Source organism: Legionella qingyii (genome assembly GCF_003184185.1).
This window is the reverse complement of the sequence record NZ_QHJG01000018.1, coordinates 71,747-90,855: the sequence shown is the minus strand read 5'-3', so window position 1 is coordinate 90,855 and position 19,109 is coordinate 71,747. Positions and strand designations below refer to the sequence as shown.

Sequence of the window (19,109 nt, the reverse complement as noted above, 5' to 3'; positions counted from 1 at the left end):
AAGGCCTTAGACGCTAGTTTACGCCGGCCTTAACCACTAGTAAAGCGAGGCCTTATGTGTGTAGTACACGTAGTGGTAAAGAAAATTGTTAATTTTTTCATAATTTAAAATAGCTTTTTTAATTTGTGGAACTGTGGCTTGGATCGCGTGACATCTTTAATTTGGTAATTTCCTATATCTTCCTCTATGATACCTTCTTTTTGAGCTCGAGGTGGCTGTTCTTTATTTGTTCCGTTGAGTCGGTTAAAAATGGGCAGAACTTGTGATAGCGTTTCACTACAAACTTTATTCCTTGAATAATTTCTTGATAAAAAAATTACTCCCCGCGTGGGTTTTTGAGTGGCTTCAACGAGTCCCTCTTCTTGTTCAAAAATCGAAGTTATACCAAGCACTACGATACCTTGTTACGAACCGACTACTTGCATATAATCATCGCTGACGTCTTAGTTAATACCTAAGTCGTCTTTTGGGCGCAGAACATCGGCGAAAACTATGAGTGCAAAATCGTTCACCGAATGGGAATCTCAAAGTATTTGTTCTGCCACATATGGAGAAATTTGGGCTTTTTTTGATATGAGGGCTTCGTGTTCGGAAATACGTTGTTAAACGAACACGGAACCCCCGAATGGCTCACACAAACCCGCAAACGCTCGAGATAAAAAGATAGATAGCAGTGGGTTCATATGTTTGTCTTGGCGAAGTTTTGATGTAACTCAGTCGCGTAATAAACTTCGCTGTTAAATTACTTCTTCGGCTAAATTAAAGAAATGTATTTGTTTATTTCTGTTATTTTTTTCTTTAGTGGCCGAACGAAGCTCGTCTCTTTCATGTATTGCCGAATTTAGTTAAACTTTTTCTATAATTAAACGAGCGTTTATTTAACCAACTCAATAACCTCAGACCCCGTCAAGTAAATGTTTTACCGATATTTCTTAAAGGATTGTTAGGGTATAATACCTACGACGTACTAGCATCAACCGTACGGAACTAGTTCTGATAGAGGCCTGATGAGATACGTCTAGTTATATGGATAAGCTGATACATATCGTGTAATCTTTAATTCTTTCTTAAATGACCAGAATAGTTCTGGCTTTATCTATTCAAATTTTGGTATTTGAATCGGGTTTATGGGAACGAATTTTAACTTGATGATTCTTTTCGTCCTTGCGAATAATTACTTTATTTTTAGCTATGCGAACGCTTCGAACGACTTGTTCCTTAACTCAATTAACTTCGTGGATTTTGTCCGTACAAAAGAGGGGGCGAGAGCTTATCATAAATACCTGATTACGACCGGATAGTTGTTTCCGTTAATTGTCCGGAGTTACGTTGACTTCTCCTTAAGCTTTTCCTACTGCTTAAACTAGTTCTAAAATTTAGTAATTTATTGATAGATATTTGTAGTATTAATAGTACTATTTTCCTCCGAGAGTGACTCAGAGGTCACTAAAAGAAGCGAATCCTTGTTTGGCAAAAAATTTTGTGGTAACTTATCCGTCGTCGTTCCCGTTATCATATCCAGTTATTCTCGTTTTGAGCGACGTTACAGAATTGTCTATGGCGTTCCTTTTGTTGTTCGTTTACTTGGTTCTTATTACGTGGTTCTTGTATCTCCAAATAAGCAACGCGGTGACCTATTCTTACTGAAGATTCTTTAGGTAGTCCTTTACGTAAGTTTGCCTAATATTGACAGGGGTATTCTTACTAATTTATTTTATCTATGTTTTGGTCTTATATTCACTGTTTTTTATATCTTTGGAGTTTAAAACTCCGGGAAAGAAAAAATAGGTCCAAAAATTATTTTTAATTACGTGAATCTCTTTGTTATTTGGGTTGTTTTAATTTCGCATGTTTACCCCTTGACTAATTTCCTTTCTTTAAGCGTACCCAATTGTTGCTGGTAAGTATGAGTCGCTAGTTAGGTTATTCATGTTACCCTTGTTTCTCATGACTGAAGTTATTATACCGTCTATGTAACACACAAAATAATTTGCTGACTTTATTTTTTAACCACATAACGTATAATTCTTTTTATAAGGTTTGTTTACGTCATTGTTTTTAATTCTTTTTTCGGAGTTGTTCTTTGTCGTTGCACTATCCTGAGTTGTTCCATCTGTATTTTAAAAGCACGTAGCGCCAAGGTTTTTTTCATTACCAAAAAGTATTCATATCTTGCACATAAATTAGGTTTGCAGAGGAGTAATGTAAAAGGGACGCGATTAATTATAAAGAAGACGTTCTTCGTAGTAGCTAATAAGGAAAGGGGGTCCTATCAGTTTAAAATTAGTGGATATTATATTTATTGGGGTTAACTAAAACAAAACTAGTACCGTTTATTTTAATTCCGATAAAGGGTTGTTAATAGACTCAACCCGTAATTCGTAGTTTCACTCGAAGGCGCCCTGATACTCGTACTAAATTACGTTGTTCGGCGCATATAACTAGTCAATTTAGTACGCCGTATGCTTCGTTAGCTTCGCGTTATACGTTTTAAATTGGGGCTTCGTAGCTTTCTTCTCGTTTAATATAAAAAGTTTTTTTAAGAGCGCTATTTTTTATAGAACTCCCTGAATGTTCAACAGGTATTACTAAATTGTTTATTAAATATACGTTAAAGCCGCGAGATATAAGTACTACTTGTTCTTTAAAGTAATTTGTTGGTTATGTAAGAAGGGCTTAATTTTCTTTTTCTTGGGTTCCTTTAACACGCTTGGTTAAAAATGGTTGATGAGTGATTATATTTATTTTTATTAAGTGATTGATCGCTTCTTAAATTAAAGTAATTGAGTGAGAATTACGTTTAACGAAGGTCTGGCCTTCCTTATTTCAACTAACATTTTGATTTAATAAACGATTGTTGCTTCCTTCGAGTTAATTAGAATTTCGGGTCGTTATTAAAACTTACAAGTTACCGACGTCCTCCTGAGCGTTTTTGTTCGGGCCTTAAAAGGTCTTTTAGCTATTGTGGACTCGTTCTAAAATTTTGCTAAAAATTTTCCCTCTGGGAAGCGCCTCAGCCAAGACCTTGTCACGCATAACCACATCTAATAGCGATATTACTATTTCAAAGAAGTAACTTAAACCTCCAGATACGGAGTCGACCGTTCCCCGATTGACTATAACCGGGCGGTAAATAAAATAATCCAGTACTTGAATAAGTGCGAGACGTGTTAGAATGTCCGTTTCGGTCTCTATTAAAACCTGGAAAAAAGGTCCCTGGCTTTATATCTCTACTAGGGAACTACCTTTGAAATATAGGATGTTTCAGGTACATATCAATACCAGGAAGCCGACTCCTCATAACCTGGTAACTTCCACCTTGAGAAACACTTTTAAGTGAAGCATTTCTTGTGTTTAATAAATTATCTTGACCGGTGGAGTCGCGTCTCGGTCCCTCAGCTCGCTAAGCGCTAGAAATAATAGATCCGAATCGGGCTTCAATAAGACTTAGACTAAACCTTTGAAAACATTCAATGTAAGAATTCCGGCTCTGTCGTCTCCTCAAGTCGCTTCTCCTATTTTAACAACTTGCTCACGATTTTTAACTTGTTAAATTAATAAACTTAATAAGGAATTGTTTAGATTAATTGAATTCGTTTTAAGGTAGAATAGTTAAGTTTTTTTATCTTTTGTAGCAGCTTGTTAACTTTTTAGGATCTCTCCCCAGCTTACTACTTCTATGTAATGTTTGAAATAATTACGAGCATGGTAGATTTTATCGAGTCAATAAATAACGTTAATCTTTATCATTGCTAGACCTATCACCTCTTCTTTAGCTACGTTGTCAGGAATTACTCTAAAATGGATTAGAGGTTTCTTAACTATTTTACGATTATAGGGATCTAAATGGGCTCGTGAAGGTTTTAAGGAAGTCGTTTAAGTGACTTGTGTATCTTCGTTCTCGATGGTTTGGAATAATAAGGAATATTGAGAACGTAAGGTCCACGTGAAATCCAAACTATATTTTCCTTAATTCTGCCGTAACTCAAACCGTAATGTGAACTCGGGTTAACAAGAACGAATAGTAAAAGAGATAATAACAACTAGAGAAGAAATTTTGAGAATTAGAAACGTTGTGGAAACCAATACTATAAAAATAGTTTTTATCTTCGATGAAAATTTTTTTTGAGTCTATGAAAAGAATTTTGAGACCCATCAAACACGAAATCCGAACTTCGTGTTACATTTAGTTGGACTAGAACATTACTCAGAAACAAAAGTTAAGATGGGTGTTCATGTAATGTTTTAAAGAAGTCAACGAGAAAAAAGTATTGTAGTACCCTGCCCAGGTATGGTTCCTAAAGAAATAGGTCATTGCTGTGATTTAATTTCTATAGGAAGAATATATTTTATTGGAGTGATTCTGATGCTTGGAAAAGAAAAGGAAGAAGGAGTTCGGATACTAATTGATGGAGATTGTTAGACGAAGCTTACGGCATCCATTTTCGAGGGGGAAATCCATAGGGCCATTAAAGTGAATTATGAGCCTAATTTAGGAACCGAAATTTTAATTTAAAACATAAAAGAAGATGGTTAAGGCGATATAGAAACCCCTGAAAATGCAGAGGTTCATGTTCTGTTGTAGGATCAAGGTCCGAAAGTATCTAATAAAGGGATAGGCACGCTGACATTGGGAGATGTAAGCGATTCTCTGGAGAATAGAAGAGGGTAACCGGACTAACACGTATGTTACCGTAATTAACAGCGACTTGAAGTTATAATAGAACCCAAGGTTCTGCAAGATTTCGGTATTAAAAGACCCATGCTGATACATCTACTACTTAGGCCAGTTTGAGGCAAAATTAGAGGCTACATTGTAACCCTTATTAGCTATAAAAACTCCCCTAGTAGTCGCGAAAAAGAAATCCATTAAGGACCTAGTATAGAACATAAAGAAACCGACGAACTATGGTCCAATGAGGTAAGAGTACGAATTTGCGGACTGAGTTATTAAATAATTAAAAAAGTATAGGTCCGCATCGAGGCTACTATAAGAAATGTAAGTTTGTTATCCGAAGTCCTCTCGTTATTCACGATACAACGTTTAGTAGATAGAGAGCTCGCGCTCGTGCCTTGTATTTCAAGTACATCCCCAGAACTGGTTGTTGGCGGCACGGTTGTTCGGGATACAAGAAAAAGGTATGTAGTTTGCCTTACCTACGACTAAGAAGGGCGGGGGTTCAGTATTACGCCTGTAAATGGAGTAGCAAAACAAGTAGTATGAGCTATAAAGATTATTATTTTTTTACTGGTAGGTATTTCGCAACATAATCTAAAAATGAGAGTCCTTGTGGTAGGAGACCTAGTTCTTATATTCTTCGTTCTAGAGGACATGGGCGTTTTGGTTGGAACATTGGTAGGACCTACTCCTCAACATTAACGAAATAACGAAGGGCTAATACCTACCCTTATAAAACGTGTACCACTATTGGACGGACAAAGTAGGTGGCCAACTAAAGGACCACCCAGCATTGCGGTTTCTCGACGAACCGGTCAAGACGTGGAAGAAGTGATATCGCTCGTTATCTTAAAAGGCTTCTTGCCTAGGGTAAATTTTACTGTACTAGCTGTAGAGCTTATCATAGAGGGACCAGTGAAAAAAATAAACGTTGGCGCAGTCAATGAAGTTACGCGTTATACGGAAGAAACGGTCGTTTAAGAAATTCTAGTGTGTGCGGAAAACTTTGTTCGACACTATGCTAAACATGCATAAAGTTCCCTAATTTATTCCGCTCTAACACATGTTTTCGTAATTGCGGCGTCTGGACGAGTAGAGCAACTAACTATATTGCCCCTAGGTTATGCGCTTAGTAGTAAACATTACGTTCATTTAATGCTAGCTTTAAGAATTTAAATTCGCATAGGAGGAGTAAATTTTTTAATAAATTTTTCAAAAGTAGGGATATTCGAAGTATTAGTGTGAAATATCTTAAGTTATTCCCCTTAAGATATTCATAAAAAAATTAACGGAGAACAAGAGGACAATCTATTCGTTTGCGAAGGTCGACAAAGCGATGACATATATCAACTCCCAACAAAAATAGCACGGTTAGCAAAACGTAGAAAGCTTCTACGCGAACCTTAAAAACGTTGTCGTAAAAACGGTTTAAAGAGTGTACGCGACCACTATTCCCTCGTAGGAGAAGTAAAACTGACTATGCGCATTGCGATAGATTTTGTTCATTTATTAGGACTATCCTTAACCGGAAAAAAGGAAGTTACCAACGTATTTTACACCGAACAGGTAGTGATGGTATTAGATTTTTTAGGTTATCACGTATAGGGTATTCTCGGAGTTTATTTTTGACATAAAAAATTACTCGTTTGTGGACCTTACATAAGCACAAACTTCTTTTAAATAATAAAAAATAGTGTAATTTTTTATGATCCAACGAGGTGTAGCGCGAATATTAGAATTAATATCAACTTGTAAATCCAAATTTTAATGAATTTGTTCCCTATTGGTCCCCTCAATGTCTAATAAAAATTTTTTCTTACGTTGTTAACCGTGACTACCGGAAGGGAAATCAAACTATCCGAATTATTACCAAATCTAAAAAAAACAAGTTGAAGAGTGCTATTCGTTTGAGAAACAGTGAATTGATCCCTTACTTAACAATTGTGCGGGATTACTTAACTTAGAACTCGTTTCTTGATTTTAGTATAGCTAATTTTAGATCTGAAGGGGCAGTTAAGAAGCCGTGGTTTTGCTCTTAAAAAAATGAGTTCTTTTATTGAAAATGATATCGAGTGTTACTCAATTATAATTAGTGATACTAATAGAATTGATAAAAGTACCGAAGTAAAACTTAAGATTTAAGGACGTCTAGTTTAACTTGTTAAGCAATACTTTTGAAGCATCTTTAATATAAAAAATATTACTGCTGTATTCTATAGCGTAAATCTTTTTTTCCGACAACAACTTTTTATTTGGCATAAAAAGTAACCGGATAGTAAAACTGTAATCACTAAAACTTTCATTACGACACTTGCCTTCTTACCTGCAGGAGCTTTTGTCTTACATTAAAACTCCTAAAAAGACCGATTGATTTCTTCTCTCCCTATTACCCGTAAAAATTCCTATACTGTCTGGCAATAACAGTTTTTTATAACCTTTGGATAGTTAGCGTTCGCCTACTTTTTTGGATATTTCCATTTCTTCGCCTTAATAACCAAGTTTCCTTACTAAAACGATTTACAAATTAGTTTTTTTAATTTCTTTATCTTCAATTACTATTATTAGTAGAACTGATAAAACTTGCGCAAAATTTTCTTTAGTTAGACTTAGATTTTCTTCAATTTAGCCGTCAGTTTCTTATGTTATTTCTTAAGTTCTGTCTTAAATGGTGCCTAGAAATACTTTGGGAAAAATTATCGTCAGATTAGTTAAAATAAGTTCGGAATGCATTGGACAAACTTTCATCGGGATGAGAGTAATGACTGTAATTTCTATTTAGCAGGAAATCGTTGCTCTCTTTACAAGGGACCCAAACAGTTAAAAGTAAATAGAACATACTTATATAAGAACTTTCTCTTAAACTGTAACGCCAGTTATTTCACCTATCTCTATAAAAACTACGTTTTTTTGTTAACTAGAAATTCATATAGGTTTCGCATCCCCTGGAGACAAGAGCTAAATTGTACTTCCTTCTACTATGGTCGATAGTCCTCAACTACTTCCGCAATAATTTCTCGTACGCAAGCCTTCTCGTTTTTTATGTTGCTGCGGTTAGTCTTCCTTTATGTTGTTCAATATTAAAGTACCGAATAGAAATATTTCGGAGGCTTGTTTATCATCCCTTCTTAGTAAATCCTGTTTTTTAACTAGAAAATTACTCGCTTAAACTACCGTCCCGCCTCGTCCCTAATCACACATTTATTAGGGACCAGTACGTGGAAGTTATTGTAAGCAAGACCTCAAAATAAGTGAAAAATCCAAAACGACGTTTTTTAGTTTCCGAAAAGCGCGCATGCGTTCACCTCCGCGAAAAAGCCCTAGAACAAGGCGGAGTTGCTAGTAGGTTGGCCTTATAACTAAAAAAACGTCGTAGAATTACTACCTCTCTTTCAGTTACCGTGGTAGAGGTCCTTGTCATTTATGGGGTCGTGCATGACGTAGGTATTTTGAGTATACAAGCAAGAAGTGAGCCGATTCTTGAAGTCGTGCTTATAGGAAATTTACTTGTATGTTTTACGCTAGTAATATAAATAACTAATTTAGTTCGCTTAGTTATAAGCGGTTGCGCCGTACGGGACACAGTTCGTTATTTCTTTAGTTAACGCCCGAACATAAAAGGTAATTTATTAGCTAAAGTACGAGTATTTTTTGGGGGCAAGGACGTACTATCACTATTTGTTCTGCGTATAATTTTAGTATTCGTTATGCCGGTTACCGTACATTAGGGACTTAGTCAAAAGGGGTGACACGGAGTGATTTAAGTCCAAAAACGCCTGAATTTTGTCCGACAACACAAGGAACTTACCTTACCGGCGTAAGTGTTTGTAACTATTTGCTACGCGGGTAGCGAGCGTACTTTGAATTTACGAGGTATTTAGCGCTATTTCATACGAGTATAACGCATCTGAGCCATTTTATTCATGACTTGGTTCGTGATCTATTGACGTTAGATGCGAGTAAATTGCGGAAAAAATTTTGTCTTTGGAGTGCTCCTATAAATAATGGTTCAAGACAGGGGTGTATTGGACGAAGACTGTAAAGAAATTACGTAACAAGTTTTGATTAAAGGAACGGGTTGAGTCCTAGTAGTAGTAACGTGGTTAATTAACCACGATAAGGGTCAAATTATACGTATGTAGAAAAGGAATTATAAGAAATTGGACAAAATTAACAAGGACGTAGTGCACTACGCGGAACCAATGAAGAAATCTTAACCTATAAAGACGTTGGCGCTGCGCGGTGGTCCAAACTATCGGTAATGAGTACCAAAATCCGTCATAGCCATGCTGTTAGTGCCTCCTAACAACAAGTAACACTCGGCGTAGGTATCGTTGTCGGTCAACGAGTATTCTTAGCTGTTTTTTTCAAAATCGCGGCTCAGGCCGCCGTATAAATGTTTTTAGTTAGCCATTTATTAGGGGCCTATTGAATAACCAAAATCGGAGGGCTATCGCTTTGAGTAATGGTTTAGGAACCGATGGGACTGAAAGAACGTTCAAAGATTACGTAACTTTTGGTACTAATAGTTTTTACTATTACCAGTAAAAAAATGCGAGAACTTATGAGCAGTCGTCAAGTCTTACGTAGTAGTGTTTCGACGGTAGTGGGTGGTTCTGTATATGCAATGGTCCTCATAAAAGAAAGCGGTCAGCATGGGGATTTGGGCGACGCTGAAGCATCGGGTACGTTCTCATTCGCATAAGGTCTACTATTAGAAATCCGAAAAACCTTAAGGTTTCTGCCACGTTTAGTGGCCCGTTTGACGGGCGCCGTGTCTATTACTGTAGGAGAAGTCAGTGGTAGAGTAAATTATCTGAATTCTGGAATTAAACACTATTGGGTGGAAGACGATGGACCCCGCTTCGTGGTTACGCAAAATGGAGGACGACGGTAAGTAAAACTATCACGGCGTGGACAACGACTATAAGAACCCCACAAACTATGCGCGGGTTAAAGGAAGGATTAACGAGGTTCGGACAAAAACGTAGAGGAAAGTTGTAGTTTGGTAAGTAAAACTAACGTAGTTTTGCTCTTTGTAACTCTACTTATTAAACCGTAAGAACTAAAAATTTTGGGGTAAATCTGCGCCACCATTTTAGAACGTCCGCACTTGGTTAGTGATTTTAGTGTAGTCGAACACGCGTGTTTTGTAAGCGATGAAGTCTTGGGCATTGTGGATGAGGCGGGTGTAAGTACCTTACTGACCGACCGTTTCGTGAAAATGGTCGGACCCAAAGGCGTTGTCCCTAAAATACTACAAGTCGTTTAACGCTATTGTGTAGTCGGCGGTTACTTATTACGTGCGGGGGAGGCCGTTATTACTTTCCGAAAAACCGAAATTCTTATTCAACGCAACGAAGGAGTTCTCGTGCAAGTTGGTGGCCGCGAGATAGTTACACGGTTTTGGCAAAACGTTTTTTCCTTAGAAGTATTAGTATCCGAAGTCTAACGTGTAGGACGCCGTTTGTATTTCACTGTCGTGGCCAAAGCTGTCCTAGCCACTCGTGAGAGTACCGTAACTACGTGCGGCAGTAGTTGACGAGACCCGCTAATTAAGCCAGGGTTATGAATGAGTGGCCAAACTTCGTCAGTAATTGTCTATCTCATATCAGCACACTACGAAGTTCAACAACATTATGTCCTAGACCAACAGACGTTGACTTATATAGCGGACCATCATTGTTATTTCCTTAAGATAACCAACACCGCCATCGACGACGTCATTAGTATAACCAGCGTGGACCTGGATACCTTCTCCATGTTCGTTTTTATGAATTAGATAAAAAAACAAAGCGTATACGACAGCGACGTACTCGGTAAGGAACAAGCAATACGGGAACTATTATTCAGTTTGGTATTAACAGCATAAGTTCTCGGAGCGGATATGGTCAGTGTAACGGTACGGGTTTTTAAGGTTTATACGGACGTTGTTTGACTACACTAAATAGTAGGTTGTGATGTATAACTAAACGATTTTTAGAGTTATTCCGGACTCGGTAACAGTTAGATTAGAAGTACTTTCGACAGGATATTCTAATAATAAAAAGGTATGGGCCAATAAACGGAATACACAAGAGCAGGTAAGTACGAGAAACTATTTCCAACCGCAGTACATGCCCAATAGAAAATTTACTGCATATTTGGTTTCACATATTTCTCGTATGGGTCCCCGTCGTGTTACGCGTACCCAGACTCGTAAGCGCTAAGCTATTCATAGTATTAAGAGCTATGCATTTTGGAGAAAGGGTACAAGTGGTTTGCGTATCGGAACACCAAGACTTTTTGCCATTACTATCTAAAGTCCAACTAGCACTATTACCCTCCCTATTGAACTGGTAGAGGGAACCTTCCATTATTAAAGCGGTTGTTGGTTTAAACTGAGTCCAGACAACGCGAATAGTTTATGTCAGGAATGCTACGCTATGCTCGATAGCAGATTTTACAGAAAAGGAGCTAATAGGTTGAGGTTTTCTAAGCTGACTAATTTATTATTTCCTCGTTTACTTCGTAGTAAGAGTCAAAGTTAGTTATCTTAAAGTGTTAGTCAGTTGCGAAGTTGTCGGCGATAAACCGGACTACCCGTTACATCCTGATATCCAAGAACTCTTTTTATTAGCATAGCGCGCTGCGCAACTGCAACTACGCGTTTTACTTTAAGATGCGAAGGGCAGTAATTATCGCGGCGTTTAAGTATTACGAGTAATTTATTTATCAAGACAGGACGTCAATTAAATTAACTCGATTTTAAGTACGACAGTAAGCTATTTCCTAAATACCACTGTTAGCTTAACTTAGGCAATCCCTTGGGAACACCTAAGAATTATTCGTGGACCCCTACGCGAAAGAAAACCACGTTAACGCAATTTACTCGTGACAAGGTTTAGGCGCCTACAAGTAGTTTTACCACTTATTTTATGAGCTCAAGAAGAAATATTCCTTATCGGCCTCGTGTTGGTACTGCGCACTGCTGATTTCGTGGTGAACGTAAACGTATTCATCATCGTTGGAGGGTTCAAACAGGAGCATTTTCTCGTCTATTTTCTGGCCGGTATTTAGGTAGGGGTCGTGGTTCATGTAATTCATGAAGTTGTCCTTTGCCAAATCAACCGTCCAAGACCGACGACACCCGTTTTAATTGAAGTGTAGGAAAAAGTGGAACAAAATAGTGATGTCCTCGAACTCAATTGGGGGAATAAAAGACATTACGCGATAGGTGAAGTAGCGTGGGTGGCCGTTATGTTTAAAGGAGAAGGCATGGTTGTTAATTTAGTGTTTTTCCGTTTTACACAACTATCCAAAATGAGTGCAAAACCGAGACCTCTATAGCTCAAAGAGGTAGAGGGTTACGTCAATTAGGGGTTTCTTGACCTGCTATTAGGTCTAGTTCTTGCTGACGTCAAAGCCGAAAAGCACGTGCAACATGTTGAAGAAGTCATCAAACATCGTAGCGAAGACACCTATTTGGGCACGGACATTAATTTTATCGAAAACGGACGACGTTATATAAAACCAAATAAACTACGCTGAATTAAACGTATAGGCGTGTTAGTCACGCTATTTTGTAATTTCCTTTGAGTACGCCGCCGAATTATGGATCGTTTTGTTCCGGTCAATTTACTACCCGTCAAAGAACGTTATTTAAGCATAACTGAGGAAGTGAAAGCTCAAGCAAAAAATTTTTTGCGGGGTAGAGTAGGACCGGTTATGTTCTTTTGTAGTATGTTAAGTCCGGTTCCGCTCGGCGCGGATGTCGCTATAAAGGGCGTGTCGGCGGATTCATAAAAAATTTTGAGACCCGGAGCGAGTCACGTTCCGGTTAAACGAGACGTATTTCTAGTTGACGGTGTGCGGGGTACGTTTAGTTTAGATGTCCAGAACAACGTAGTTTTATTTTACTAACTACTTAGTACGGCAGGAGTTGAGTTTTTTTGTCCATTAAACCAATGATCGCTAACAAAGCGACGAACTCGATACGCATTTCGCTCGTTGGGTAGAGAGGGTCTGTGTCCTGAACCAACTAATACGGCGGTCCGTAGTATTTTACTTCAATTGAGACGGGATTTACGGACTACTATCGCGAGTTCCTTTTTTATAAGGCCTAACCGAACAAGACACTTGCATAACCGCATTACGTAGTGACTTACAAAGTTAACTAACAAACGGTCATTGTAAGGAAGAAATGGTTTCTGAAGTTACGCAACTAGCATAGGTATTTGCCGGACTGCTGATAATAGCTAATGAGGGTTTCGTGGCAACCGTTTTGCGTAAACCTACTAGCGGCATAGCTGTAGTAGATTACGGAGTTTTAGTCCTAATTATTCTTGACGAGGCCAACGTATCTGGAGTTGTTGAAGACTAACCCAATCTTTTGCGCGGTATAGTTTTAGTACTTACCAGTATAGGTATTTATATGGTGGCCTCCATCGCGTTATAAGAAATCCTCCTGTTTGTCCTAGTGCTCTCCATTAGAATTGGTCTACGTGACGAGGTTAAAGTGGACGAACGTGGACGAAAACATCTATGCGTTTTGACCCTAGTTTTGCAGCTAATTTTGGTTCGACGTTATTGCATAATAAGCGGACGTGACATACATTGCGTAGGTTTTAAAGAAGAAGTAAGTTCGGTTAACCAAAAAGTGTTTTATAGCGAAAGGGTCGAAGTGAACGACGAAATTAGACGACGTGTACATTTAAGCTTCCACTTCGTTAGTTTTAGCGTAGGTTTAAACCTACTTTGTCATGAAGAAGTTTTACCCACATAACCGGCCGTTATCTTGTAAATAGCCGGGTGCGAAATAAGTTTATTCCTAGCCGCTACCGAACATCGAGTTTAACACCATTTATTAAAAACTATAAGAGACGTACATTAAATGGCTAAGCAGGCCGTGGTTACTAAGGATATGCTGTAGAAGAAACAAGTAAAAGTAAAAGGTAAAAATGAGAGAGTGATTAAGTTTAAGTAAACAAAAATAACGACTATGACCGAACGGCTACAGGGACTAAAAAAATGGACGATCATTTAAAAAAAGATAAAAAAGATTTCTTTAAGGACAACAAAGTCCATGTTTTACTATTTATTTCTTTTTCCGGTAGTTCGTATTACTTGGTTTATACCGTTTTCTTTCGCGGAGCGGATTTAAAACCATTTAGCAGTTTTTTCTATATCTCTGATGTTTTAATCGCGGGGTAACGTGGTGTCACCGTTACGAGTAGCGGTCCGGTGCGTGCCTATTTCCTATCTAAAGCCTCTAATTTTGGGTTTTATTTCTAGGCTGTGATTACGTTATTGGGTAGTGCATATGACTATTTCGGGGGTTATAGGTTTTAAAAACTGGACCATTACCACATAATTTATTGTTCGTTTGGTGTTTCTCTGAGTTACGTCGCTAGTAGCATGGCGAATTATTATTCTTTGCAGCTGGTTCCCATAGCTATATTTTATTACAGTCATCGCATTTATTTTTTAATTGGCGCGGGTACGTTTTTCACCGGTTTTACCGTAATCATTGTCCTATTTTCGGATGTCTAAGTTTCTAGTGACCGGGCATTATGTACTGCCGTAATTAAGGGCTCTTAACGACTTTATAGGGATTTCGTTACGGTTGTCGCTCTTGTTTTTATTAACCGCGAAACCTATTATTCAATAATAAGCCAACTTAAGCAAAATTTAATGAGACTTAAAGTAGCTAAAGAAAAACTTACAGTATTGGCCTCCCTGCCTAAGAGACATTTTCGGACTCACAAAATAAGTGAGGTATAAAGAAGTACTGGGTTGCACCTCTTACCCCTTGTTTTACGTAGGGCCATTTATCTTAGTTTCGTCCTTATGAAGGGTAAGGTTTATTGTTAGCGGTTGACAAACAGCTTATTAGTACTTCCTTTATTGGCTAATTTATTCGATATCGAACCGGTTTTCATTAGCAATTTGGTAATTAGTCTTGATTTCAAGGAGAAGATAACCCTCCTCGTTAAAGGCGCTACTTGTTGCCTCGATATATTCTTCGTTATGGTTATGTTTGCGGCTACTACTTAGCTGGTCGATTATTGGTATACTTTAGTGGCCACTCACGTGTATCTCGCCAGGGGTTTTATTTCGGGTAACGTTGACAAAAATCATTCTTCGCGGCTGAATCGGACAGTCGTTTCTTTGGTGAATTTCCTTATGGTTCTTGCGTTGGTTCCTATGATTACGAATGTTAGACCCTGGTAACGGTGAGCCTTTCTCTGTTAACCCGGTATTGAACTAGAAATTGTAGGCGTTACTGCGACCTTAGTTTTGGTTTATTTTTGGGAGGTTTAGGTCGTTACTCCCGATATTTTTTTTATTTACTTAACTGAGGAAGGAAGTACCATAGTGAAAGGAATCGAGTAGGAATTAGCAACGACTACAATAGTGGGAGGTATCACTTATTTGTCTACGACTATTGGACCTTTTGGCGAAGGACCGTTATTAACGTGAACTCTGTCCATTTCGGTGGAATAACTTTTTACGGGGAAGGGGTTTATCGAAATTAGGTCACACCAGCGGGCTGTCGGTTTTTGATGACAAGTTATGGAAATATCTGTTACTAACCGTGGACCGTAATTAGTTACGACTACCGTCACCAATAGTGTAATATTTCTTATGAGTTTTGCTTATGTCAGGTCGTACCCGACGCTTACCTTGTAGAAAAAACTCGGTACTAGACCTCTGTTAAATAACCTACCTAAAACTTCCGTTAAATTATTTTTTTACCGCGGAATTACAGTAATAGGGCGTGCGTTCGTACTCGTCACGAAGCGTATAGTTGCAGAGAGGATTACCTTTTTGCGATTAATACCTACATCTATACCTACTTTTGTAGGTGTCTTGCTTAACCTTACTCGGGGGTGAACGTAATACCTGTAAACTAGAACTGAGTCTTTTTCGTTAGGCCTAATGAGGTTTCCCGCATAACCGTACCTCAGGAAAAACCTAATTGAGTCTTCTCAAATAGAAAAATCTTGTTGCTCCTTTACTCTTTAGAGGGAGCGACAAAGCACCAAGTGATTTTTCGGGGAGATTCTGTGAGAATAATTTCCTACAAGTCTGGGGTTCGCAAAGCGCTATCGCATGTAGGTAATCCCGATAAGTTAGCGACCTTTATTTTATCTCTGTTTAATTTCATTTTATCAAATATTTCTTGATTCCCTGTGATATTGTTTTATGTTAATACCTAGCATGCTTCTTTTTTTCATAAAAACGGCCGAATATGCCTTTATGAAATCTTACCAAACTAAAAGAAGAAATACGGTTAAAATGAGGAAATAAACGCGTTTATAAGAAAGGTAGATTACAGATAAAACACAGAGAGGAAGAGTGGAAACCGCATAAAAGTCATCCGAAAAAATACGCGGGTAATCCTCCCCATAATAATCCTGTAATACGGCTAGTATAGCCGTCTTCTTTTTGAAACTAAGAGAGCTACAGCTAATACTGTCCAAGGTGTCGTACATAGCGAAACCATGGTCTAAAAGTAAGAAACCCATAGGAAAGGGGCTATAACAAACAAAAAAAATCTAATTAAGTTCCTTAACGGCACCCTCCTCTTGAAGGACCAAGCTGTTGAAAAGAGTAACTCGTATACCGGCCGGTAGCTGCACCAAAACGCCCTTCAAATCATAATTCATGACGGAAAAAACCATAAAAAAACCCAAGTAAATGGCGTAGCAACGAGTCACAAAATAACTGGCTTCTATGAGAAGTGAGAACCCCTACCGCAAACCGAATAAATTAACCTCGCGATGAACCTAATTATCCTTAAATAAATGCAGAATTTTCGCAACTTGGACTTTGGAAAAACGTATGGTTTGTATGGTGGCTCGGAGGACGTTTCTAACACGAAAAACAAGTAGTCGCATTTAATAATAATCGGTAATAAAAATGCTCGTATAATCGTTACTCGTTGATAAATGAGTAACGAATATATTGTTCAAAAGAGCACTTTAGTCTTCCTAAAAATAATTTTCTACGAGATCAGCGATTGAAATATCGTGATAACCACAATTGCTATAATTAAGGTAACTACCCGAATAATAGTCTAATAAAACCGTCCTTTGGGCAAAAGAATAACCCCCGACAACCATAAAGATAAAAATAAATAGGAGAGAAATAAGAAAAAGACTCGCCTTTAACCACCGTATAGGAATATCCACTTTAGCATAATCGTTAGTATGAACGTGGTGACTTACGGTGGCATGGATGATACGAACGTCTCTACAAGGGGTGGCGCTAAGCGCGGTCACCGCATAGATAACCCATATTATAACCAGTCCGTCGAAAGCCGCCCTGGTACGGAGATCAAAGGAATTGGAACCAACTCAATTGGCCTTTATTTATACGAGGACGTAATATATAATATAAAACCCAGCAATATCGATAATAACGCCGAGCTATGTGATCTCTCTGAATAGAACTATTTAACCTGAGTACTAACCGTTTCTCTACGCTTTTGGATAAAATCAAGTGTTTTTTTAACGCCTGGAGGGTTACTCTCGAAATACTATCGAATTATTTTATTTCTGTCCTAGTGGCGCTGATACTTGGTGTTTTAATATTTTGCATGGAATAATTCGGATAATCAACAAATGAGCCGTAGCCCAAAATGGCTTGGGGTATCCCTGTCACAGAGATTTCTTCTTCATTTACCCTGAAAGTATTACTTTGAAGGACGTGGTGTATTACTATAAAGGTTACGAGACTGTCAAGCACGGAACCCTCCTCCCTTTGAATTATAAAGGAAGCTTAATTGTATAGGAATACACCAATTACCTCTTGAAGTTCGGTTATGTCCTCTTGATAGCCCGCACCGGTTATAATTTCCTCTATGACGACATATAAGAAGAAGACTTATACCGAGTACATGTTAGTGGTAGTGTAAGTAGTTCGGACCTTACAACAGACAGTTCGTTCTACCGAGACTACGCCTAACACCAAAACCAGTATTACAAATACGGCTACCTTGAATAATATTTTTCTTTTTTATCTAACAAGAACGAATTACTCTAAATTATAAAACTTATGAACGTGAAACCACTTTGTAAGTTATATCACCTTATAGTTCAACCATACATCAAGGTCTAAATCTGATTACCTAAATCGAAATTTTCCTTAAAATGTACTGTTCTGATCTTCTTAATTAAATAAGGGACTGACGTCAATAACAAGCGATAGTACTGTCAGTCGGCTTTCATTTTTTTAACCAATCACTTTGATTACTCCTCGATGAGTCTCTTTTTAGTGATTAAGCGCGATTTCTTTAGTAAGTTTTATTTCTCCAAGTAAAATTTTATGCGAACTTACTCGAGTAATTCGTTACGTCGCTATCGCCAGCTTCTGGGAAGAATATAATATAAAACGTACTTTATAGTAGTGATTTCCTTGAAGATCTGTTTTGACCAAGCGAACTCGGACGGTTTAATCTTCTTATGTTTTTAGTTTAAAAAGTTAACGAACAACTAGAATCCCTCGAAAACCTATGTGGTTTCGTGTTTTGGATATCTTACTGAATGTCGTTCAGACTTCTATGATTCCTTTACTGGTAACCCAACAGACCAAATTTTTTACTACCAATATAACCGCCACTTGATACATTGAGTCCCCTATAAAATTTGCTATCACAAAACTCTAGAAAATTATATTCGTGTGTTTGAAGGTTACGAGCTTAATCACTGTAACGTCTTGTTTATACGTGCCTTGTAGTCGTGCGAGAAAATCATGGTCTTGATAACCTTTTTTTACGACGTGTTTTTTTTTATTTAAGTCTTGTTCTTTTTCTTGACCCCCATAATTGTTTGCTTGTTTTTCTTTGAGTTTTTTTTGATCGTTCGGAGTGACGTTTTCTTGCGTGCCGATAAATACACAAGATGTAAAATAAGTTTGCTTACGTCCGTTTTCTTCTTTTTGTTTTTAGCCACTAACTTGTCGTCGTTCTATGGTAACTGCTCAATGCGGTTGTTTAGTCGTTGAATTGCGTAGTTCAACTAAGTTTCGGTAATTTAGTATCCAAAATAAGAGGGAGAATAATTCCTAATTCCCAATGTAAGAACTAATTAGCGCGATTCTCACATCGGAACAATTTCGTTTCGCTTTAGGGCCAAAACAATTGTGTCTAAAGAGACAATGTCGTACACGAAAGTAGGTCTGATCCGTCACAAGTGCTAGTGTAGTAAGTCTCCTCAAATGCCGTTCTTCGAGGACTAAAATTGAGTATGGCGGAAGACCCTAAGTAGTGATGCGAGCTCTAGACTCAATAGCAATGGAAAAAAATACGTTTTCTCATAAATTAATAAATACAGGTGTAATTATTAAGTAAAACAAGTTTTAAATACAGCAAGGGCGCGTCCGCCTTTGGATAAAGATCGTTCGATGTCGCCGTCAAATTCTTATCTAAGGGCGGACGCGCCCTTACTGT

General features: G+C 37.9%; 2 protein-coding genes. Both read right to left on the bottom strand.

The features are described from left to right. Window positions 1-104: 104 nt before the first annotated feature. Window positions 105-392 carry a hypothetical protein gene (locus tag DGG96_RS11935; RefSeq protein WP_110142889.1) on the bottom strand — a complete coding sequence of 96 codons (288 nt, stop codon included), beginning with the start codon at window positions 390-392 and terminating at the stop codon, window positions 105-107. Window positions 393-17,206: 16,814 nt separating this feature from the next. After that, window positions 17,207-17,407 (bottom strand): hypothetical protein, encoded by a 201-nt coding sequence (locus DGG96_RS11915; protein WP_110142885.1) that lies wholly within the window; start codon window positions 17,405-17,407, stop codon window positions 17,207-17,209. Between the last annotated feature and the right edge of the window lie 1,702 nt (window positions 17,408-19,109).